At 41.0% G+C, this 20960-nt stretch carries 22 protein-coding genes; 12 read left to right on the top strand and 10 right to left on the bottom strand.

Annotation, left to right across the window (positions count from 1 at the left end; all coding sequences use genetic code 11):
- Nucleotides 1-30 precede the first annotated feature (30 nt).
- Nucleotides 31-1272, bottom strand: a complete 1242-nt coding sequence (trpB, locus tag NSMS1_RS25100) for a tryptophan synthase subunit beta (protein ID WP_224087397.1) — start codon at nt 1270-1272, stop codon at nt 31-33.
- A gap of 206 nt (nt 1273-1478) precedes the next feature.
- Between trpB and NSMS1_RS25105 the strand changes: the two genes are divergently transcribed.
- From NSMS1_RS25105 to NSMS1_RS25115, 3 genes are all read left to right on the top strand, one after another.
- Nucleotides 1479-2705 carry an RNA-guided endonuclease InsQ/TnpB family protein gene (locus NSMS1_RS25105; RefSeq protein WP_224087398.1) on the top strand — a complete coding sequence of 409 codons (1227 nt, stop codon included), beginning with the start codon at nt 1479-1481 and terminating at the stop codon, nt 2703-2705.
- Nucleotides 2706-2865: 160 nt separating this feature from the next.
- On the top strand, nt 2866-3216 hold the full coding sequence (locus NSMS1_RS25110) for a translation initiation factor (protein WP_224087399.1): 351 nt from the start codon (nt 2866-2868) through the stop codon (nt 3214-3216).
- A 6-nt stretch (nt 3217-3222) separates the two neighbouring features.
- A complete protein-coding gene (locus NSMS1_RS25115) occupies nt 3223-3381 on the top strand; it encodes a YqaE/Pmp3 family membrane protein (RefSeq protein WP_224087400.1) in 159 nt (52 codons plus the stop codon).
- Between the two features lie 178 nt (nt 3382-3559).
- On the opposite strand, the gene NSMS1_RS25120 is transcribed toward NSMS1_RS25115, so the two are convergent.
- Nucleotides 3560-4351, bottom strand: coding sequence for a fasciclin domain-containing protein (locus tag NSMS1_RS25120; RefSeq protein ID WP_224087401.1), 792 nt, complete (start codon nt 4349-4351; stop codon nt 3560-3562).
- 437 nt (nt 4352-4788) lie between these two features.
- Between NSMS1_RS25120 and NSMS1_RS25125 the strand changes: the two genes are divergently transcribed.
- From NSMS1_RS25125 to NSMS1_RS25135, 3 genes are all read left to right on the top strand, one after another.
- Nucleotides 4789-5583, top strand: a complete 795-nt coding sequence (locus tag NSMS1_RS25125) for a glutathione S-transferase family protein (RefSeq protein ID WP_224095349.1) — start codon at nt 4789-4791, stop codon at nt 5581-5583.
- A 112-nt stretch (nt 5584-5695) separates the two neighbouring features.
- A complete protein-coding gene (locus NSMS1_RS25130) occupies nt 5696-7429 on the top strand; it encodes a helicase HerA domain-containing protein (RefSeq protein ID WP_224087402.1) in 1734 nt (577 codons plus the stop codon).
- 498 nt (nt 7430-7927) lie between these two features.
- Nucleotides 7928-8911, top strand: a complete 984-nt coding sequence (locus tag NSMS1_RS25135) for an RNA polymerase sigma factor, RpoD/SigA family (RefSeq protein ID WP_224087403.1) — start codon at nt 7928-7930, stop codon at nt 8909-8911.
- Between the two features lie 125 nt (nt 8912-9036).
- Here the strand turns inward: NSMS1_RS25135 and eis are convergent, their stop codons facing one another.
- The 4 genes from eis to NSMS1_RS25155 all read right to left on the bottom strand — a co-directional run bounded on the left by eis (nt 9037) and on the right by NSMS1_RS25155 (nt 12497).
- A complete protein-coding gene (gene eis / locus NSMS1_RS25140) occupies nt 9037-10212 on the bottom strand; it encodes an enhanced intracellular survival protein Eis (protein WP_224087404.1) in 1176 nt (391 codons plus the stop codon).
- Nucleotides 10213-10412: 200 nt separating this feature from the next.
- Nucleotides 10413-10559 carry a hypothetical protein gene (locus tag NSMS1_RS25145; protein WP_224095439.1) on the bottom strand — a complete coding sequence of 49 codons (147 nt, stop codon included), beginning with the start codon at nt 10557-10559 and terminating at the stop codon, nt 10413-10415.
- A 100-nt stretch (nt 10560-10659) separates the two neighbouring features.
- The gene (locus NSMS1_RS25150; protein WP_224087405.1) at nt 10660-11097 is read right to left on the bottom strand and encodes a DM13 domain-containing protein; all 438 of its coding nucleotides are present in this window, start codon (nt 11095-11097) and stop codon (nt 10660-10662) included.
- Between the two features lie 155 nt (nt 11098-11252).
- Complete coding sequence (locus tag NSMS1_RS25155; RefSeq protein ID WP_224087406.1) at nt 11253-12497, bottom strand: ribulose bisphosphate carboxylase small subunit; 1245 nt, start codon at nt 12495-12497, stop codon at nt 11253-11255.
- Between the two features lie 374 nt (nt 12498-12871).
- On the opposite strand from NSMS1_RS25155, the gene NSMS1_RS25160 reads away from it, so the two are divergent.
- The 3 genes from NSMS1_RS25160 to NSMS1_RS25170 all read left to right on the top strand — a co-directional run bounded on the left by NSMS1_RS25160 (nt 12872) and on the right by NSMS1_RS25170 (nt 15503).
- Nucleotides 12872-13135 (top strand): helix-turn-helix domain-containing protein, encoded by a 264-nt coding sequence (locus NSMS1_RS25160; protein ID WP_224087407.1) that lies wholly within the window; start codon nt 12872-12874, stop codon nt 13133-13135.
- Between the two features lie 641 nt (nt 13136-13776).
- Nucleotides 13777-14436 carry a DUF6391 domain-containing protein gene (locus NSMS1_RS25165; protein ID WP_224087408.1) on the top strand — a complete coding sequence of 220 codons (660 nt, stop codon included), beginning with the start codon at nt 13777-13779 and terminating at the stop codon, nt 14434-14436.
- Nucleotides 14437-14501: 65 nt separating this feature from the next.
- Nucleotides 14502-15503 (top strand): glycosyltransferase, encoded by a 1002-nt coding sequence (locus NSMS1_RS25170; protein ID WP_224087409.1) that lies wholly within the window; start codon nt 14502-14504, stop codon nt 15501-15503.
- A gap of 51 nt (nt 15504-15554) precedes the next feature.
- Here the strand turns inward: NSMS1_RS25170 and NSMS1_RS25175 are convergent, their stop codons facing one another.
- Entirely contained in the window at nt 15555-16178 is a 624-nt protein-coding gene (locus NSMS1_RS25175) for an FMN-dependent NADH-azoreductase (protein ID WP_224087410.1), read from the bottom strand.
- Between the two features lie 136 nt (nt 16179-16314).
- On the opposite strand from NSMS1_RS25175, the gene NSMS1_RS25180 reads away from it, so the two are divergent.
- The gene (locus NSMS1_RS25180) at nt 16315-16680 is read left to right on the top strand and encodes a winged helix-turn-helix transcriptional regulator (RefSeq protein WP_224087411.1); all 366 of its coding nucleotides are present in this window, start codon (nt 16315-16317) and stop codon (nt 16678-16680) included.
- Here NSMS1_RS25180 and NSMS1_RS25185 read toward each other — a convergent pair.
- Genes NSMS1_RS25185 through NSMS1_RS25195 form a run of 3 tightly spaced genes read right to left on the bottom strand, consistent with a single transcriptional unit; the run spans nt 16677 to nt 18311 of the window.
- Nucleotides 16677-17069: a salt stress protein, Slr1339 family gene (locus tag NSMS1_RS25185; RefSeq protein ID WP_224087412.1), complete on the bottom strand. Its 393-nt coding sequence runs from the start codon at nt 17067-17069 to the stop codon at nt 16677-16679. The two genes, NSMS1_RS25180 and NSMS1_RS25185, sit on opposite strands and share 4 nt — an antisense overlap.
- A gap of 2 nt (nt 17070-17071) precedes the next feature.
- Nucleotides 17072-17677, bottom strand: coding sequence for a vWA domain-containing protein (locus tag NSMS1_RS25190; RefSeq protein WP_224087413.1), 606 nt, complete (start codon nt 17675-17677; stop codon nt 17072-17074).
- A 28-nt stretch (nt 17678-17705) separates the two neighbouring features.
- Nucleotides 17706-18311 (bottom strand): vWA domain-containing protein, encoded by a 606-nt coding sequence (locus NSMS1_RS25195; protein ID WP_224087414.1) that lies wholly within the window; start codon nt 18309-18311, stop codon nt 17706-17708.
- A gap of 215 nt (nt 18312-18526) precedes the next feature.
- On the opposite strand from NSMS1_RS25195, the gene NSMS1_RS25200 reads away from it, so the two are divergent.
- Together NSMS1_RS25200 and NSMS1_RS25205 are read left to right on the top strand one after the other, a co-directional pair.
- On the top strand, nt 18527-19516 hold the full coding sequence (locus tag NSMS1_RS25200) for a methyltransferase domain-containing protein (RefSeq protein WP_224087415.1): 990 nt from the start codon (nt 18527-18529) through the stop codon (nt 19514-19516).
- A gap of 241 nt (nt 19517-19757) precedes the next feature.
- On the top strand, nt 19758-20720 hold the full coding sequence (locus NSMS1_RS25205) for a fatty acid desaturase family protein (RefSeq protein ID WP_224087416.1): 963 nt from the start codon (nt 19758-19760) through the stop codon (nt 20718-20720).
- Nucleotides 20721-20960 lie beyond the last annotated feature (240 nt).

Genomic DNA, 20960 nt, shown 5'->3' on the forward strand with positions numbered 1-20960 from the left:
TTTTGAGATAATCTCTTACTTTAGATAGATTTATTGTGGCATGAGAAATTTTGCTACAGTTTGCACATCTTTGTCACCGCGTCCAGAACAGTTAATGATGATGCGAGGACTACCTGTAAGTTGAGGACAAAGGGTGTCGAGGTAGGCGATCGCATGGGCTGTTTCTAGTGCTGGTATAATTCCTTCTAACCGAGACAAACTTTGGAAGGCGGCTAAAGCTTCTTCATCAGTCACGCTATAGTATTCAGCCCGACCAACATCTTTTAAATAACTGTGTTCTGGCCCTACACCGGGATAATCTAACCCTGCACTAATCGAGTGTGCTTCAATTACCTGCCCATCTTCATCTTGCAGCAGATAGCTCATTGCCCCGTGTAATACACCAACTCGTCCCTTTGTCAAGGTAGCAGCGTGTTTTTCTGTATTCACACCTTCGCCTGCGGCTTCTACCCCAATTAATCTAATCGATGGCTCATTCACAAACTCATAGAACAACCCCATCGCATTGGAACCACCGCCTACACAAGCCAAAAGAATATCGGGTAAGTCACCCCATTTTTCCCAAGCTTGGGCGCGAGTTTCTTGTCCGATTACCGCGTGGAAATCCCGTACCATCATGGGGTAAGGATGAGGCCCTGCTACGGAACCTAAAATGTAGTGAGTAGTTTCTACGTTTGTCACCCAGTCCCGAATTGCTTCAGATGTAGCATCTTTGAGGGTTCCTGTCCCAGCCGCCACCGGACGCACTTCCGCCCCCATTAGCCGCATTCTGAACACGTTCAACGCCTGACGTTCCATATCGTGAACGCCCATGTAAATCACACACTCCAACCCAAACCGAGCGCAAACTGTAGCAGTAGCTACACCATGCTGACCCGCACCTGTTTCGGCAATGATACGTTTTTTACCCATGCGCTTGGCTAATAACACTTGACCAAGTGCATTGTTAATTTTGTGAGCGCCTGTATGGTTTAAATCTTCACGCTTCAAATAAATTTGTGGCCCTGTACCGTCTGGACGAGCATAATGAGCAGTAAGACGTTCTGCAAAATACAACGGTGTGGCTCGTCCTACGTAATCACGCAATAATTGTTGTAATTCTGCTTGAAAACCAGAGTCATTGCGGTATTGCTGATAAGCTGATTCTAATTCAGCCAAAGCTGGCATCAAGGTTTCCGGCACATACTTACCCCCAAAGCGTCCAAAGCGTCCCTGAGTATCAGGAACCTGAGCATTTGAGGGAGTACTTGGAGAAAGGGGTGTGGTAGTCACGGAATGATTTTTGATGATGGGATAGACTTAAATGTTATCAGAAACTTGGTTTAAAACCCTGTCTTAGAAAGACGGCTTTATGTAGTTTGTGGTAACATAAGATAGTAGTGAATTGGTCGAGCCTTTTATGTGACGCTCGTACCTCCCTAACGCTGCGCTAGCGCAATTGCTACAAGTTGGGAAACCCGCCCAACACATTGCTCACCATGATTGTTTACGAGTTTAAAGTCAAGGGGAAACAACAGCAGTATTGCGCTATCGATGAAGCAATTCGTACCAGCCAATTCATCCAAAATAAGTGCTTACGCTACTGGATGGATAATAAAAATATTGGTAGGTATGATCTCAATAAATATTGTGCTGTACTAGCTGCTGAGTTTCCCTTTGCCTCAGAACTAAATTCAATGGCGAGACAATCTGCGGCGGAACGTTCATGGTCGGCAATAGCTCGGTTTTACGACAACTGTAAGCGCAAGGTTAAAGGTAAGAAGGGGTTTCCCACGTTTAAGAAAAACTGCCGTTCGGTTGAGTATAAATCAACAGGATGGAAGCTTTCAGAAACGAGAAAAACCATAACTTTCTGTGACAAAAAAGGTATTGGAACTCTGAAATTAAAGGGAACTTACGACCTTAACTATTACGACATCAAGCAAATTAAACGTGTTCGTCTAGTACGTCGTGCTGATGGTTACTATGCTCAATTTGCCATTGAGGTTGATATAAAAGTAGAAAGCCAACCGACCTTACAAATAGTAGGTATTGACTTAGGATTAAAATACTTCATTGCTGACAACAACGGCAATGTAGAATCATCACCCCAGTTCTACCGTAAATCAGAAAAGCAGTTAAACCGAGCAAACCGCAAAAAGTCCAAAAAGTTCAGCAAGGAAACAAAGAAGGCTAAACGACGACAATCTAACAATTACCACAAAGCTAGAAATCGATATGCTCGTAAGCATTTAAAAGTAAGTAGGCAACGAAAAGAGTATTGCAAAAAACTCGCATACTCCGTCATCCAATCTCACGATTTGGTAGCCTATGAAGATTTGAATGTCAAAGGGTTGGTACGGAATCGACATCTAGCTAAATCTATCTCTGATGCTGGTTGGTACACTTTCCGACAGTGGTTGGAATATTTTGCGCATAAATATGGGAAAGTGACTGTTGCAGTTCCTCCCCATAATACAAGTCAAAACTGTTCTAACTGTGGTGAAGTTGTGAAAAAATCTCTGTCTACAAGGACTCATGTTTGTCCACATTGCGGATATACCGAAGATAGAGACATCAATGCAGCAATCAATATTCTGAGATTAGGACTCAGTACGGTAGGGCATACCGGAACTTACGCTACAGGAGATTTGCCCTCTTGGGCGGTTGGCGCAAGCCTGTCGTCTAATGGCGAGTCTGTGAATGTAGAATCCCCACGCCTTTAGGCTGGGGAGTGTCAAAGGAAAGTCTGAGTAGCAATTCGTAATTCGTGAGGCAGTCCGATCTTGGTGGTTTCCCCAAAGAGGAACTGCCGAACCCGGAGGGTAATTCGTAATTGATGAATAACTCAAGATCCAAAACAACTGACAACGAACTAATCTAATTATGTCTTCTTCTAAGTCTAAATCTTCTGATAAGCATATCGTCTATCGTGAGTTTGGTGGTAACGAAAACTCCGCCGCTTTTGAAAGAGCAACACCTGAACTACCACCAAAACAACAAGATTTAAGAGTGCAAGCTACCCGCGCCGGACGTAAGGGTAAAACTGTGACGGTAATTACAGGGTTTCAAACTAAACCAGAAGTTTTGGCAGATTTAGTCAAACAGTTAAAAAGTCAATGCGGCTCAGGTGGTACAGTCAAAGATAATGAGATTGAAATTCAAGGTGATCATAAACAAAAAATTTTAGAGATTTTGATTAAGCTAGGTTATAAAGCTAAAATTAGTGGTGGTTAATTAGATATGGATTTAATTCGGATTTTATGTGCAATTTTTCTCCCACCTTTGGGAGTTTTTTTACAAGTTGGACTAGGTAAAGATTTTTGGATTAATATACTTTTGACTTTTTTAGGTTATATTCCTGGGATTGTTCATGCAGTTTGGGTAATTGCTAGGAAGTAATTGATAAATTTATGACTGTTTGGGCAAGATAGATAACTGAATTAACTGCGCTTACAGCCCCACCCACAAGGGGATAGGGTTTTATGCACGATCAATAAAAGCCATTCAAATTATTAACATTTGAATGGCTTTCTTGTTAAAAAATCAATTGATCAGCAGTAATTGGAATGGAAAAATACTATAAATCAGGAGGCAAAATTACTGTATCGATCGCATGGACTACTCCATTAGAGGCTTTGATATCAGCTTGTACTACTTTAGCATCGTTCACTGTGACACCTTGAGCATCTACTTTGACATTAATTGCCCCACCTTCAACACTTTTCACTTCACCTGATTTTAAATCAGACGATAATACACTACCAGGTACAACGTGATAAGTGAGTACTTTAACTAATACTTCTTTGTTTTCTGGCTGCAATAATGCTTTTAGCGCATCTGGTGGTAATTTAGCAAATGCAGCATCGGTAGGAGCAAAAACTGTCAGGTTATTATTGCCTTGGAGAGTTTCGGTTAATCCAGCCGCTTGTATTGCTTTGTTGAGAGTGGTAAACGAACTACTTGATTGCACCAATGCTAACAAACTTTTCCCTTGTGTGCTGCTGGTTCCTGCTGGGGGTGTTTGTGTTGCAGGTGTTTGGGTTCTGGGTTTTGTTGTTGGGGGAGTTACTGGCGCAGATGTAGTTCCGCCGCTACCACGGTTATAGGGAGGCTCGTTAAAGATACTTGGTCTAGGATTTGTGCGGCCTGCTGGATTTTGTGCTACTGGTTTTTTATTATTGTCTTTTGTCAGCTGGCTAACATTCGCCTGAATACCTTGACTGCGATTATAAGGAGCTTCTTGGAAAATAGAAGGATTGGGATTTAATGCTTCTCTGGCAACTGATGGTAAAGTAATGAGGAGACTTGCGCCTGCTAAACTCACTACACCTACCAAATTTGTCAGCAGCTTGCTTTGATTCACCCTCATAATTTTTGTTTGTTTTGATTTTAATTTGGTTATTTAAAGATTTATAACATTTTACAAGCAACAAAATCTAACTATAGATGTAAGATTTTTATACAAAAGTATGCTGTGTAGCTAGTTGTGTGAGTAGGTTTCCTAACTTGAGTAACGTGGTCTGTATAGGCAAAATTGCAAAATTAAGTTATATTTAACACTTAGATAATAGGATTTCTCTTCAAGTTTCTTAGGCAATTATTACTTTAAACCTTGAACAATTGCTCATTGTTAATCAATTTGAAAATAAATATAGCAATAGTTGGGGTTTGGAAAAAACTTATACCTGAATTAACCTAGTCTTATCAAACAGTGTGGTAATAAATTAATTACTTACTCAGGAAATTTACTGGAAGTAAAGTTACAATCAGTAAGTTATTCCCCTAATCAGTAACAAGGTGTATATGGTGTTAGAATTATATCAATGGGAGTTCTCCCAATACTCAGAAAAAGTGCGGCTAATACTAGATTTTAAAGGTTTAGAATACCGCAAAATTGAGGTAACTCCAGGAATTGGACAAGTAGATTTATTTCGCTTAACTGGACAGCGACAAGTACCTGTTTTGAAAGATGGTAATAAATATATTGCCGATTCAACAGCGATCGCCAAGTATTTAGACTTAGAATATCCAGACCGTCCTCTAATACCAAAAGACCCCAAACAAAGAGGTTTAACTTTATTAATAGAAGAATGGGCTGATGAGTCCATCGGTATTAAAGGTAGAAAAGCATTATTTGCAGCTATTAGTCAAGACCAAACTTTCCGCAAAGCTTTATTACCCACATCAACACCAGATGTTTTCAAAACTTTAGTGGAAGGCGTACCTGCTGATTTTCTTAGTGTTTTAGGGTTTGGTGTAGGTTATAGTCCAGATGTCGTCAGAAGTGCGATCGCAGATTTGAAACAAGACCTAGAAGCCCTTACACTACTGTTAGCAGATAGTCCCTATTTAACCGGAGACGAACCCACCCTAGCCGACTTAGCAGTAGCAGGTTTATCTATACTGTTAAAATTCCCAGAAGGCCCCTATCTAGATATACCCGCCAATCTGAGAGGTAAAGGTGTACCAGCATTAGCCGAAAATCCCGATTTTACACCCTTCTTCACCTGGCGCGATCGCCTCTACAGCCAATTCCGCAAACCCTTAATTGGTGCATCCCCAGCCGCAGGTGGTTCGCCGACTACTATTCAAATTGATTAGGTGAGGGAGTAGGGAGTAGAGAGTAGGGAGTGGTGAGGAAAACAGTCTAATGACTATGGACTGTGGACTATGGACTGTTGACTGTTGACTAATGACCAATGACTAATGACTAATGACTAATCCACAACAACCATTAGGTTCAGTAATTCAAGGTTCTCTGACTGGGGGTTTAGAAGTGCGCTTACACCCGGATATTTCCGTTGAGGATATGCGGGTGGGTAAGTTTTTGGTAGTCCAAGGGATGCGATCGCGGTTTTTCTGTATGCTGACAGATGTAGCCTTGGGTACTGCTAATACGCGCATTATTGCTAGTCCCCCCAGTTGGGAGGATACTTTTTTACGGGAAGTTTTAGCCGGGAGTGGAACCTACGGGACAATTAACCTCTCACCGATGCTAATGTTTACCCCTGAATCTAATGAGTCTTTTTCTACAACAGATGGTAAGTCTGTCAATCCTTTTGTTCCCTCCTCCACAAATTTAGCTTCTTTCCAGCCCCAAACAAGTACAACGATGGAATTACTCCCCGTAAAAACCATCCCCAGTCACTTCAGCCAAGTTTACGAAGCGAGTGAGGAAGATTTCCGTCGGGTGTTTGGTTGGGAAGACGACATCCAACGCAAAAACTTTTCTATTGGGAAACCATTAGATATGGATGTTCCCGTGTGTATCGATTTAAACCGTTTTGTGGAACGGAGTAATGGCGTATTTGGGAAATCTGGTACTGGTAAATCATTTCTTACCCGCTTACTCTTGGCTGGCGTGATTCGGAAGAACGCGGCGGTTAACCTTATATTTGATATGCACTCAGAATATGGTTGGGAAGCTGTCGCGGAAGGGAAGAATGTTAATACTGTTAAGGGACTCAAGCAACTGTTTCCGGGAAGAGTTGAGGTATATACCCTTGATCCCGAATCGACTAAGCGCCGGGGTGTACGCGACTCACAAGAACTCTACCTTAGTTATGAGCAAATCGAAGTCGAAGATATTAAATTATGTAGTCGAGATTTAGGTTTATCAGATGCAGCCTTAGATAATGCCAATATTCTGTTTAGTGAGTTCGGCAAATCTTGGATTGTCCAACTGCTGAACATGACTAACGAAGAAATCGAAATGTTCTGTGAGGAGAAGCGAGGACACAAAGGATCAATTATGGCGCTACAGCGTAAGCTATTGCGTTTAGATGGTCTTAAATATATGCGAGCCGTATGCCCCCAAAATTATATTAATAAAATCTTACAATCCTTAGAGGCTGACAAAAATGTCGTGATAGAATTTGGTTCTCAGTCGAATATGCTCTCCTATATGCTGGTGACAAACATGATTACCAGAAGGATTCATGAGCATTATGTAAGGAAAGCCGATAAGTTCCTACAAAGCAAAAATCCTAGCGATCGCCCAACGCCATTGATGATTACAATTGAGGAGGCGCACCGCTTTCTTGACCCGGCGATCGTCCAAAGTACCATCTTCGGCACAATTGCCAGGGAACTGCGTAAATATTTTGTAACGCTTTTGGTAGTTGATCAACGACCCTCCGGCATAGATAATGAAGTTATGTCTCAAATTGGGACACGCATCACCGCTTTGCTGAACGATGACAAAGATATAGACGCGATTTTTACTGGTGTATCAGGTGCTAGTGGTTTAAGGTCTGTATTAGCCAAGCTAGACTCCAAGCAACAAGCTTTAATTTTAGGTCACGCTGTACCTATGCCTGTAGTAGTCAGAACCCGTCCCTACGACTCTGTATTCTACGCCGAAATAGGCGATGCAGCCTGGGAAGAAAAACCAGATGCAGAAGTATTCGCCGCAGCCGAACTAGCTAAAGCTGATTTGGGATTTTAACTGTTAACTGTCAACTGACTAAGTAGTAAACTCATACCTTTTACAGTTCGGTTATCTCCCTACTGGCAGGCAACAGAACAGAGGATTTTCGCGTCACTATAGATATAGATAACTTTTATAAGGAACTGCAAAAATTTTATATATCAAGAGCAATTTTACACTATAATATATATCCTTCTTTGGGCTACTTTACTATCTGAAGAATTTGTCTTAATATTAAAGAGAAGTGGAACTCATACTGACTTCGGATTGACCAGTCGCCGCCAGCGATTGACACAAATAAAGAATTCTGGAAAATCAACCACTGTGCTTGTAAGAGATTAAAACATTAACTGATGGTAGGGGGAACCTATCTCAAGGTAGCGGCTTCTAGAAAATGAATACAAGAGCTTATTAAAGTTATTAGCGCCTTGAGTTCTGCTAGAGACTCATCAAATTTCCCAGTTGAATTTATTACTCAACATTAATTGTGTTTACGGAGTAGAGGACAACGCACCAATGCCTACTGTTAACACCCACACAGAAGACACAAACACCAAATTCACGGCTGATATGGTGCGAACCTATCTGCGAGAAATTGGTCGTGTGCCCCTGCTCACCCGTGAGCAAGAGATTGTTTACGGGAAGCAGGTGCAGCAAATGATGACGCTCATCGATGCAAAAGAAGATTTAAAGGCGAAATTGCAGCGTGAGCCTAGTTTACCAGAGTGGGCTGACCATGTTCAAAAGTCTGAAACAGAAGTGAAACAGACTGTACATCAAGGTAAACGCGCCAAGCAAAAGATGATTGAAGCGAACTTGCGCTTGGTTGTGGCTATTGCTAAGAAGTACCAAAAGCGCAATATGGAGTTCCTTGATTTGATTCAAGAAGGAACTCTAGGGTTAGAAAGAGGCGTAGAGAAATTTGACCCAATGAGGGGTTACAAATTCTCAACCTACGCTTACTGGTGGATTCGCCAAGCGATTACCCGTGCGATCGCTCAACAAGGCCGGACTATCAGGCTCCCTATACATATTACCGAGAAACTGAACAAAATTAAAAAAGTTCAGCGCGAATTAGCTCAAACTTTAGGACGTTCTCCCTCACCAGCAGAAATTGCCAAAGAGCTAGAACTAGAGCCAGCACAAATTCGTGAGTATCTGAACATGGCGCGTCAACCAGTTTCCTTAGATGTGAAAGTTGGTGACAACCAAGATACAGAACTGCAAGAAATGCTGGAAGATGAAGGCCCATCACCAGAGTATTACACCACCCAAGAGTTCTTGCGCCAAGACTTGAACACCTTGCTTGCAGAACTCACACCCCAACAGCGAGAAGTCTTAGCATTGCGCTTTGGCTTACTAGATGGTAATGAAATGTCCTTGGCGAAAGTCGGCGAAAGATTGAATCTCAGCCGTGAACGTGTCCGCCAATTAGAACATCAAGCACTTGCTCATCTGCGTCGCCGTCGAGCCAATGTTAAAGAATACGTTGCTAGTTAATCATCAAGACGTAGCAGTGCTACGTCTTCCCGCCTCCTGAGTTCAGGGGGCTATTTTTTGTCCGTAGTCAGAACTTTAGTTCTTAGTAAGGTAACGGAGTAAAGAAGCAGAACTTACACCCCTAATTAAAAGAAATCCATCATCCAAGGGGATTCACTAGCAAAAATTTGCGTGGCTGTTAAGAGTGCTGTTTCTGTTGCTTGGAGTTTTCCCATTAGCTGCAACTGACGGGGTGTAAATAAACCAGTGTACAAGGGTGCTAATCCTTTGATATCTAGCTGTAATTCTCCTTTGCCACCTTTGGTTACTTTCCCTTTACCATTGGTAACAGATAAGGTAAATTTACCGTTGTTGGCAGTTAACAACTCATCTTGAATTTCTAGATGCAGTTCGGCTTCTACTCCTGGCGGATATCCCCGCGCCTCTAATGCTTTGCACACATCGACAATTCGTAACATCCAACGGTCTTGATTTCTAATTGTGGCAGCTTGTTCTGGTAGCATCAATGTCAAAGCATCAGTAACAGAACTTTTCCACCTTACTTTGTCAATTTGGGAACGATGATTAGCAATAAACGACCAAAAGGTTTGTACAGCAGCATTGGAGAGGATAGACCAATCTCTAATTCTAAGAACTGAATCGTCCTTAATTCGCTCCTGACTAAAGATAATGTAACCTTGGGGTTGGTCTTGATCACCAATTAAGTAACCATAAACAATTTCTGAATTAGATGCAGGAATTAATCCTTCCCAAATAGCAGGATGTCTATCTAAGTATCCATGAGTGAATTTTGCCTGTTGTTGATATAACTCATGAAAGATAGCATAATTTTCAGAAATTACAGGTGTTAATGCTAAAGATGGTTGTCGAATTAAAATACTTTCGCTCTCAATTTCCCATACGCAACAACTACCAGCTTGTTCATAGCCTGCTTTTCTGTAGAGGCGTTGCGTAGCTGGGTAGAGAACTGAAATAGGAATTTCTCTGTCGGAGAGTTCATGGAGAGTATTTTCCATGAGAGCGATCGCAGTTCCTTCTCCGCGATATTCTGGAGCAATACCCACAGCCGCAATTCCCGCCATCGTTACAGACTGACCACCCCACCACTGACCCATCGGGATAATTGCAAGTCCACCTGCAAGTTTTTGTTCAGAATAAATAACGCGAAAGTTTTCTAAGCCAATACGTTTAACATAAGTTTCACTGTCCCCAGAGGACATGATAAAACACTGCTCAAGGATATATCCTAGCTGTTGAATATCCTCTTGAGTAGCCTTGGTGTATTGAAATCGAGGTGTCATTAGTTCCACCATCAGTAGCACGAGTTACAATCATACTACAACTATTTTGAATTACTCGCTTCGTCCGGTAAAATCACCCGATTGGGGGAAATAATATCAAGTCTGGCTGATTAATGACGATATAGTTGGTTTTTTTGGTAATAGGTAATAGGTAATGGGAAATCGGTTTTTACTATTACCAATTACCGATTACCTATTACCTACCACAAACATATGCTTTGAGGATGTTCTTGCAGATTTTTGCCTCCAGCACGCTTCGCGAACACAAATGTTCCGTCTGATTCTGGTAGCTGCGTATAGTCAGGTAGAGTTGATTCAACGCCAAATGGTGTTTGTGCCGAGGTCATGCTAACCTCCTAGATTTGGGGGTTTAATAAATAATATGGCATTTTTTATAGTCAATTTTGAAATTGTCTAGACAGCATACTTTTGACAATTTCTGTAGAATTACAAAACGGCATAGCCGAAAGTAGCATTAAATAGACGACACCATACAGCTACAGACTTAAATTCTTGCAAGTTAACACTATCAGGTAAAGCATAACGTTGAGTACCAGATGTTTTCTGTAAACGGGCAATTCTAATATAATCGCCGTCTTTGACTCCCGATGCTGGTTTTTCAGAACGGGTCAAAATTACTTGCAAATCTGGGCCTAAATCAGTTTTAAAATCTTGATTAAACTCCAGGTAGTTTTTTCCTGCTTCCTTTACCAAAGTAACTTGTCCTTGTGTGGGATGTGCGGCAGATTGGAATGCACCTGCTTTAATATTAGCACTAGCTACAGTTGTTGCGGTTGGTGTTTGAGTAACAGTCTGATTTTGATTTGTACAACCAACATTTAAAATAGCAATGCACCCAATAATAATTAAAGATTTATACTTCATAATAGCTCTCAACTTGTAATCAGTATTTTGTAAACAACCGATATCAAAATTTTTCCGGCATGTACTAACTACAAATTACAAATTACGAATTACGAATTAATTATGGTTGCCATCTCTTAAAAAAAGCGATGGTGTATTACCATCGCCTTTACCCGTTAATTTCTGCCGTCCGGTCGTTGAATTATCGTCTCTACAACGCGCCGCTTGGCTTTGGGGTCAATTCCTACTAAACGCACATATTCACCACTGTAATCAACTAAGCAAGCCTCTAGAGTAGAGATAGCATCTGATTCAGCATCAATGTGGAGAGTACCGCAACTTTGCCATGAACCAGTGCGGAAGCGTCGCTCATCTACATGTTCAAATGTGATTTTGTGACCTTGAGCTAAGATTTGCCGAATCTGTTCTTGGGTTTCTAAAGTTAAATGAGTGTTAGATCCATCATGCTTGTGATTTCCATTAGTTGATGGCTTAACTGGTATTTGAGGCGCAGGGGGTGCAGGTTGATTACTTCTTCCTCTATTCAAACGATTGTATTCATCAACCAATTGAGAGTTTTCCACTCGTTGTTGTTCAGCTAAGACAACTTTACCAGACTCGATTAAATGAGCAAGGCTGAAATCTGGCTTTTTAAACTCTGGTGGCCCTTCTACACTGTTTACTATACGCAAAGATATCCTCTCAAACCCGACTTTATGGATAAAGTCGCGGATTTGTTCGTCGTAAATGCGCGATCGCAACGCGCTAAAAAAGTCAATTGATTGATTGGGGAAAGTATCAACTAACTGCTCAATTTCCCGTGATGAAAGTCCATCGTCAGCGAAGATTCCCCCAACAATTCCCACCTTATCATCGCGGTTGGGTTCCCAATAAAATTTCTCCATCCGTCCATCCCGAATTAACGGTGCGTAGAGAGTGGAAAAATCATTACCTGTAACAATAATTGGCACACGCCGGATCGGGTTAGAATCATAACTACCCGGTAATTGCACATCAGTAGGATTATCAGCAATATTCATCAGCGTGGCATTCACCAACTGAGTATTTACAGTATATTGAGTGCCTTCATCAAAGCGGCCTGCACCTGCATCTAAATCGTTGATCATCAGCACACACATTTTGCCGCGCACTTTGATCAGTTCTGCTGTTTCCCGATAACGCAGCCGAATCAACCGTGCTGGATCTCCTGCATCGGGACTTTCCAATTCCCCACCAGAGATGAGTGTAACTTCAATACCCATCTTTTCAAAAGCTAACTCACATTGAAAGGTTTTTCCCTCACCTTTACGTCCATGAATCCCTAAAATTAGAGGAACTCGCACACCAGGAATATTTAAAAAGTTTTTGGTGATGTGAACAGCCAGTTTATCCAAAAAGCGAGGCGCAATATAATAACCCATAAAATTCTTAGTTTATGACTGGTGATGCTTCAATAAATAATGCTAAGTTTTTTTGGTGTCTATTGGTTACTTATCTTTTGATAGATATCCCAAATTCTAGTACAACGGTTGTGTTGAAATAGGTTGCAAAAGCGAACACAAGAGTTAACTTAAGAACTGACTTAAATAATAAATATTATTTAAGTAATAACTACTAAAGATAGGTTATTATTAATACTAATTGCTAGAGATTGGCAAAATTATCATTTCTTCATGAGAGAAAAAAATATTGTCAATTGTATTACAGCTAACACTTGAAATCCCTACAAACAAAAGAATCTTCTAGAATTAAGAAGGATGATAAGTACATATACCAAGGGAGGAAAGGATAACTCATGGCTGGTGGCGAGTCTCAGACCCCTGTTACTCTGTCAGACAGAGAACTGCAAATTATCGACTTAGTGGCCGCTGGCTTAACTAACCAAGAGATTGCAGCAAAATTGGAAATTAGCAAACGTACAGTTGATAACCACATCAGCAACATTCTCGACAAGACGCGAACGGAAAACCGAGTAGCACTTGTGAGATGGGCTTTACAGTGGGGTAAAGTCTGCTTGAATGACGTTAACTGTTGTACTCTACCGAACCAGAACGACTAACAAAGTCAATGGCGCGTGGCAAACGCCATTGAGTGCATCTAGCACCGCGATTTAACGTTATCTGGGATTACAGAGCATTTTGACGGTTTACTAATTGTTTTCTCCTCACGCATCTTTTTTGTGAACCTCTAGCGCAAATCTGGCAAACGTCAAAATCAAGCAGCACGCAATAATTGGTTATTAGTTATCGTGCGCGGCTATTTTCCCCCGTTGCTAATTGGAGGGGTGTAATATCAATTCAAAATTCGTCTTGGAAAGTTTCCTACGGCGGGAAACCCCTCCGGGTGACGCTCCTTCGCCGCTAACGCTGCGCTAACGGCAGTCCACCCGGCGGCAGAGTCGGACGTGTGGCTGCACTCACCGCCTACAGAACTTTCCGCAAAATTCAAAATTAAGAAATCCTGATTCCTCAAGGGTTTCAGGGTTTCGTTTTGGATTAATGAAGATTGGAAGATTAGTGCAAGGGTTGAGATACTTAATCCTTCACAACCTTACACTCCTTCTAGAAACAACGGGTTGTTTTAACTTATGTCAATAGAGCTTGAAAAATCATCAACAAAAATTAGCAACAATCACTGGAATCAAGCGTTACATTTGAAAGAAATCTATGTTGCTCCCTAAGCTGATGGAGCAGTGTTCTTATGGATACTTCTGCTTCTATTCAAAGTAGTTCCTTTCCTTTCGACTTTCTCAATTTCGATTTGACACCAGCCCAACCAACACAGGATGCTGATTTACTCAAACAGCTTTCTTTTGTGCCAGGGTTGAGAGAAATTCTTATGTTGCGGCAAGTTCATGCCCTCGAACACGCCACAGTTTGGGTGTTGAGCGAAACAAGAAACACTCAAACGCCGATAAGTAGACCAAGCGCTGTTCAGGTGGATAACGAACAATTAGGCGGCTTGTCTACAGACCAAGGTTTCTACCTTTACGGCGAAGTGAATATTAGCAATTTGCGGCGTGCTGTCACCCTTGCTTTGCACCGCCTAACAAATGGGGAATGGGATTTAGCCGTCCATCCTCGTTGCGGTACGAATTTATCAGTGGCTATGCTCTTGACGGCTGGGTTAGCGGTGGGTATACATTTGATGCTACCATTCCGCCCCATTGAACAATTGATTGGCTTAGGTTTAGCTGCTACCACCGCCTCAGAACTTGCGCCAGATTTAGGTTTAATTGCACAGCGATACATCACCACTGCAATTCCCTTTAACTTGGCTGTAGAAAACATTACTCTTTGCCGCGATGCTTGGGGTCGCCAAGCGCATTTTGTTAAAGTAAATTGGCAGGATAGTTATTAGTCGGTTATCAATTATCAGGTTATTTTCACTGTCAATTGTCAATTGTCAACTGTCCCCATTCACTCATGCGAAAACTTTACTTCTTACTCCCCGGAACTGATGGCAAATTTGCTTGTGGTGGTCTTTGGGCAGAGTTGAAAACATTTAAGTTAGCTCAACAGGTTTGTCAGGCTGATGTAGTTACTTATCGTCAAAGAGAGACAGGTAAGTTATTTCTAGATGACTTATTGAAAGAGCAAAATTTAGATGATGTAATTTTTGTTGTCAGTTGGGGATTTGATATAGCTAAATTAGCTGCCAAACTTAAGCCATATAATGTGGTTTATCATGCCCACAGTGCAGGTTATAAATTTAATTTACCTGCAAGTATTCCTATAATTACTGTCAGTCGTAATACTCTGGGATACTGGGGACAGAAATCACCTAACTCTCTAATTTTTTACTTACCTAACGAAATTAGTTATGAATTTAAAAATTTACATATAGAACGAGATATAGATGTTTTAGTTCAAGCGAGGAAATCTTCAGAATATTTATTAAAGCAACTAATTCCTGCTTTACAGGAAAAGTGTAAGGTTCAGTTAGTCACTTCTTATGTGGAAGATTTACCTGGATTATTTAATCGTGCTAAGGTTTATCTATATGACTCTGCCGAATATTGGGCGCAACAAAATGTAAGTGAAGGCTTTGGTTTACAGCCAATGGAAGCGCTGGCTTGTGGCTGTCAAGTTTTCTCTAGTGTTAATGGTGGGCTATCAGATTATTTAGATCCTGGTTTTAATTGTTATAAAATTGCTGCTTATTCTCAACAATATGATGTACAGCGTATTTTGAAAGTGATAGATGCTTCTATATCACCAACTTTATCAGAAGATTTCTTTGCTGAGTATAGAGTTGAAAATATTATTAAACGATTACAAGTAATTGTAGAGGAATTAAACGATTTTTTTGACCATAAAAAGCAGCAAGTAAGCAATATTCCGAGTTTGACAAGAGGGCGTTTAGTAAAACTATTTGCTCGGAGAATATATAATAAGTTTCAGAAGAAATACTTTCGTGATTTGTAGTAAGGGCTGAAGCTCTAAGAAAAGGACTAAAGTCCTTACTACAAACTAATACTACCAATTAGCTACAGCTTGAGCGATCGCATCTTTAGCACCTGCTAAAGATTTTTCCCTGGTATCATCACCTAGATTTAGGCTATCAGCATGGATAAATGTTACATCAGTTAAGCCAATGAAACCTAAGATAGCCCGGAGATAGGATTCTTGAAAGTCGTAGGCTGCATAGGGAGTTCCAGGCGGATATGTACCACCACGGGATGTAATTACTAATACTTTTTTACTGCTGTCTACCAAACCTTGGTAGCCATTTGCACTAACGGCAAAGGTTTTGCCCACGCGAACTATTTGGTCGATGTAAGCTTTCAACGTAGAGGGTATATTTAAGTTATACATCGGCACGCCAAAAACTAGGCGATCTGCGGCGAGAAGTTCATCAATCAGCGTATCGGATAGCTTAATGGCTGCTTGCAACTCTGGTGTATGTGTATCGGGTGATGAGAAAGCCGCAGCAATCCAAGGTTCATCTACGTGGGGAACAGGGTGATGACCTAAATCGCGGTAAGTTACATTATCACCGGAATGGGTATCTTTCCAAGATGTGATGAACTCATAAGAGAGAGCGCGGGAAATAGAGCGATCGCCACGGGGGCTAGAATCAATGTGGAGGATATTTGCCATAAACAAATTATTTACCGCTATATAAGTAACGTAATCAAGGTCAAATTCAAAATTACTTGCTGAATTGACTTTAAACTATGTAAAGTTGAGATGAAAAGTACGCACTTAAAAGTAAGCTAGTTACTAATTAGAAACTATGAAAGCTGAAGCAGAAAAAGATGAAAGGCTGACTTGTGAAGTGGAAACCACTTTAAAAGTAATTGGCGGACGCTGGAAAGTGCTGATTATTAGAGAATTATTGTCTGGTGTAAAACGGTTTGGGGAATTGCAGCGAGCCTTACCTGGAATTACACAAAAAATGCTGACTCAACAACTACGAGAAATGGAAGAAGATGGGATTATACACCGACAAGTCTATGCACAAATCCCCCCAAAGGTAGAATATTCTTTAACACCTTTGGGGGTAAGTTTACAGCCTATTCTTCATGCCATGCACGAATGGGCGGTTAAGCATTATTATCAAACAAATATTAACCAAAAAAGTCAAGTTGAACCTATTTAGTTAGTTTGTAAATATTCGATTGCTGCTTCTAATTTAGAAGGGTAACTTTCAGCAAATCTTTCAAACCAAAGCCCTTCAGGAGAAAAGGGATCTAATTTTTCTAACCAATCTTTTGCTTGCTGTTTTAAAGCCTCTTTTTGTTTGGCTTTTATTTGCTCTTGTCGCAGTCTTTCTTGTTCTAGTTCTTGCTGTTTTTTCAATTCAAGCTCTGTATCTTGAGCAGCAAAATCCGCCTGAACTTCTGACAACAAATTATCTATTAAAGATAATGACTTGGGTTCAGGTGGGCTAAGTGATTGAAAAATATTTTGTTTTGGTATTTGCTGTTGTGTTTGTTCGTTCTCAGATTCAGCTTTGATTTGAGATAACAGCTTGTCTAGAGCGTCCATAGCTAATCATTAATGGCATTAAGTAGCACTTCCGAAAGACTTAAATCTTCCATATCTTCCATTGTAATAGTGTCACAGATATCAAACTTCGCACCTGCGCCTTGCAAGTCATCGTCTAAAGCTTTGAGGAAGCGGGTAGCTTGAGCATCTGTGCCAACTTGAATGAAAGAAATGGCTAATTCTTCATCTTTATCTAAGCGGCGAGAAACTTCGATAATGAGCCTCATTACCGCTTTGCGATCGTCTGGCTCACCATCAGTAACTACTAGAATTGTCTCACCACTGGGCTTATTTTTACCAGCAGCTTTGCGTTGAAAATAATCATCTGTTGCGTGTTTTAACACAGCTGCTAAATCGGTAGTTCCAGAAGGATCATTTTCCTGAAAAATCTGAGTAACTTTAGCTGATGTGACATTTTCATAGCGTTTGAATCTGCCAGAAAAAACATATACAGTAATGCCATCTGGATCAAATTGTTCGCACTTGCTAGCTAAAGCTAAGGTAGATTCTTGTGCAGTTACCCATCTATTACGTCCACCCTTTTGATCAGGGGTAGCCATACTGCCACTCTTATCAATGATAAGGGTATAATCACGATTTTCTAACATGATATTAATTCAACCAATAACTAAATAATTAATCACTAATTGCATTCATTAGTACATCTGCAAGACTCATTTCCTCCAAATCATCCAATGTGACAGTATCGCAGATATCAAATTTAGCACCAACACTTTGTAACTGGTCGTCTAAGGCTTTGAGGAACTTGGTAGCTTGAGCATCTGAACCAACTTGAATGATAGAAATAGCCAATTCTTCATCTCGTTCCATCTGGCGAGTTGCATGAATGATGGTTTCAAATACCGCTTTGCGATCGTCTGGTTCGCCATCAGTTATGACTAAAATTGTTTCACCATTGGGTTTAGTCTTCCCCGCCGCTTTGCGTTGAAAGTAATTATTCAAAGCATCTTGCAAGACACCTGCTAAGTTTGTTGTCCCAGCCGGGTCATTTTCTAAAAATATCTGGGCGACTTTAGCTGAGGTAACATCGTCATAACGTTTAAATCTGCCAGAAAATAAATATACAGTAATCCCATCTGGGTCAAACTGTTCAGCTTTTCTAGCTAAAGCCAAGGTTGACTCTTGGGCTATTTCCCATCTGCTTCTACCACCAACTTGATCGGGAGTAGACATACTACCGCTTTTGTCGATGATTAGAGTGTAGTCGCGATCGCTCATCATAATTTTCCTTAAATCACTACCCTGTGGTTCTAGTCTAGTTCACAGGTCTTATGTCTACGCAAAGTTTTTAAGCTTTTGTATCAATCTTGCTATTTAGGTGTTTTTAAATAACAGGGCTGTAATGTTGATAGGAGTATGAAGATGTTCTTCAGACACTGAAGCTTGCAGTTGAGCGATGGGATAAAATTGTAAAGAAATGTTAATAGTTCACTCCTATGAATTGGTTTTTGTCCGTGCTAGGACTTTTCACTGCACTACTGATACTCCTACTGGCGTTATATTTAATAACTGCTAGGCGTTATCAATCATCTAAGTCCGTAGCCAATTCCTATGACCAGTGGACTGAAGACGGTATTTTAGAGTTCTATTGGGGTGAACACATCCACTTAGGTCATTATGGTTCACCACCGCAAAAAAAGGATTTCCTCGCAGCTAAATCGGATTTTGTGCATGAAATGGTGCGTTGGGGCGGCTTAGATAAATTACCCCCAGGAACCACCGTCTTAGATGTTGGCTGTGGAATTGGCGGTAGTAGCCGTATATTGGCAAGGGATTATGGGTTTGCCGTCACAGGTATTACAATTAGTCCCCAACAAGTCCAACGCGCCCAGCAGTTAACGCCTGATGGACTAAACGCGCAGTTTCTTGTAGATGATGCAATGGCGCTGTCTTTCCCAGATGCTAGTTTTGATGTAGTTTGGTCAATTGAAGCTGGCCCACACATGCCAGATAAAGCCATCTTTGCCAAAGAATTGATGCGGGTGCTAAAACCCGGTGGCATCATGGTTTTAGCCGATTGGAACCAAAGAGACGATCGCCAAAAACCGCTCAATTTTTGGGAGAAGCCCGTCATGCAGCAATTACTAGACCAGTGGTCGCATCCCGCTTTTTCCAGTATCGAAGGTTTTTCCGAGCTTTTGGTAGAGACTGGCTTAGTAGAAGGGGAAGTAATAACAGCAGACTGGACACAACAAACCCTTCCTTCTTGGCTAGATTCCATCTGGCAAGGAATAGTTAGACCACAGGGATTAATACTTTTTGGTCTAGCTGGTTTCATTAAATCTTTGCGAGAAGTTCCCACCTTGCTACTGATGAGGCTGGCATTTGGTACGGGACTGTGCCGTTTTGGGATGTTCCGCGCTGTACGAAATAATTCTCAGCCGCAATCAACACAAGACGTTACTTTTAACACGGCTCAAGTTTAATCAGGCACAGAATAACTGAACTACTCTCAGGAGACATCATAGCCATGTCTCCTATTTGTTAGGTGATTTTCCTCACCTGCGGAACGATGCAATATTTTTATTTATGTTGGGTGGGGCGATCGCCAAAAGTAAATGTAATTCTATTTACCACAGAAATACCTATTATTACGGATGAAGTTGGATATACAATATGGACAATTCATCCTTTCATAATGCAACGCCAATTATCTACTAGTAAATTATGTCTAATGGTGAAATTGCTCAATTAGAATCCTCAAATCCTCAAGCTGCTAAACATCAAAAGCCTCATCAGATTCTTTCTCCCCAAGATATAAAAGTATTAAACACTCGTTCAAACTCCAAAGGGCTAGTTCAACTAGCTCTGCATCTAACTATCATGGCGTGCAGTGGTTATCTGTGGGGGACAAACTGGGGTAATTGGGCGTTAGCGATTCCATCCTTGGTAATCTATGGCTTTAGTATTGCTGCCATGTTTGCACCTATGCACGAATGCGTTCATAGAACTGCCTTCGCTGCTCATCCTTTAAATAATGCTGTTGCTTGGTTTGCAGGTTTATTGTCTTTTTACAATAGCGCCTTCTTTCGTTACTATCACAAATGGCATCACCTATATACTCGTGTTCCTGATAAAGACCCAGAGTTAACCGACCCCAAACCCAGCAACTTTGCCAAATACTTATTAATCATTAGCGGTTTACCCTGGTGGTTAGGAAAAATTTCTGGACATTTTCAGATAGCATTCGGTCAAATAGAAAACTTTCCCTTTATCCCAGAATCAGCACGTACTCAAGTTATTCGCTCCACTCGGCTGCAATTGGCAGTTTATGCAGGTATGATTGCTGTCTCCATTGCATTAGGTCAGCCTTTATTTATTATTTATTGGCTCATACCATTGATGATTGGTCAACCAATTCTGCGTTTTATTCTGTTAGCAGAACATAGAGGTTGCACTCTTGATGCAAATCTGCTGACAAATACGCGCACAACAATAACTCTCTGGCCTGTGCGCTTTTTTATGTGGAATATGTCTTTTCATGCAGAGCATCATTTATATCCATCAATTCCTTTCCACGCGCTGGGTGATGCTCACAAGCTGTTGAGTCAGCACTTTGCTCACATTGAGCCAGGGTATATAAAAGTCAACAGCGATATTGTGATTAAATCGGGACAATCGGCAATATGACAAAATTGCCGTAGGCTAAAATCTAATGAAATTAATATTTCAAGGCTGTTAGCCTTGGCGTTGGTCGTTGTTTGTGGGAATTTTTGGCTGAGATTTTATGACTAAAGCACCTATATAGGCTGTTACCTAGAACGAGTTTGGCTATTACTGCGATTTTGGGAATTAGGGAAAGGATTTAGTTATGGTAAAAGATGAAGCTTACCGGGAAGCAGAGCAGCGCATTGAAAAGGCACAGGAAGA

Origin of the sequence: Nostoc sp. MS1, assembly GCF_019976755.1 — a bacterium.
Classification (GTDB): Bacteria; Cyanobacteriota; Cyanobacteriia; order Cyanobacteriales; family Nostocaceae; genus Trichormus.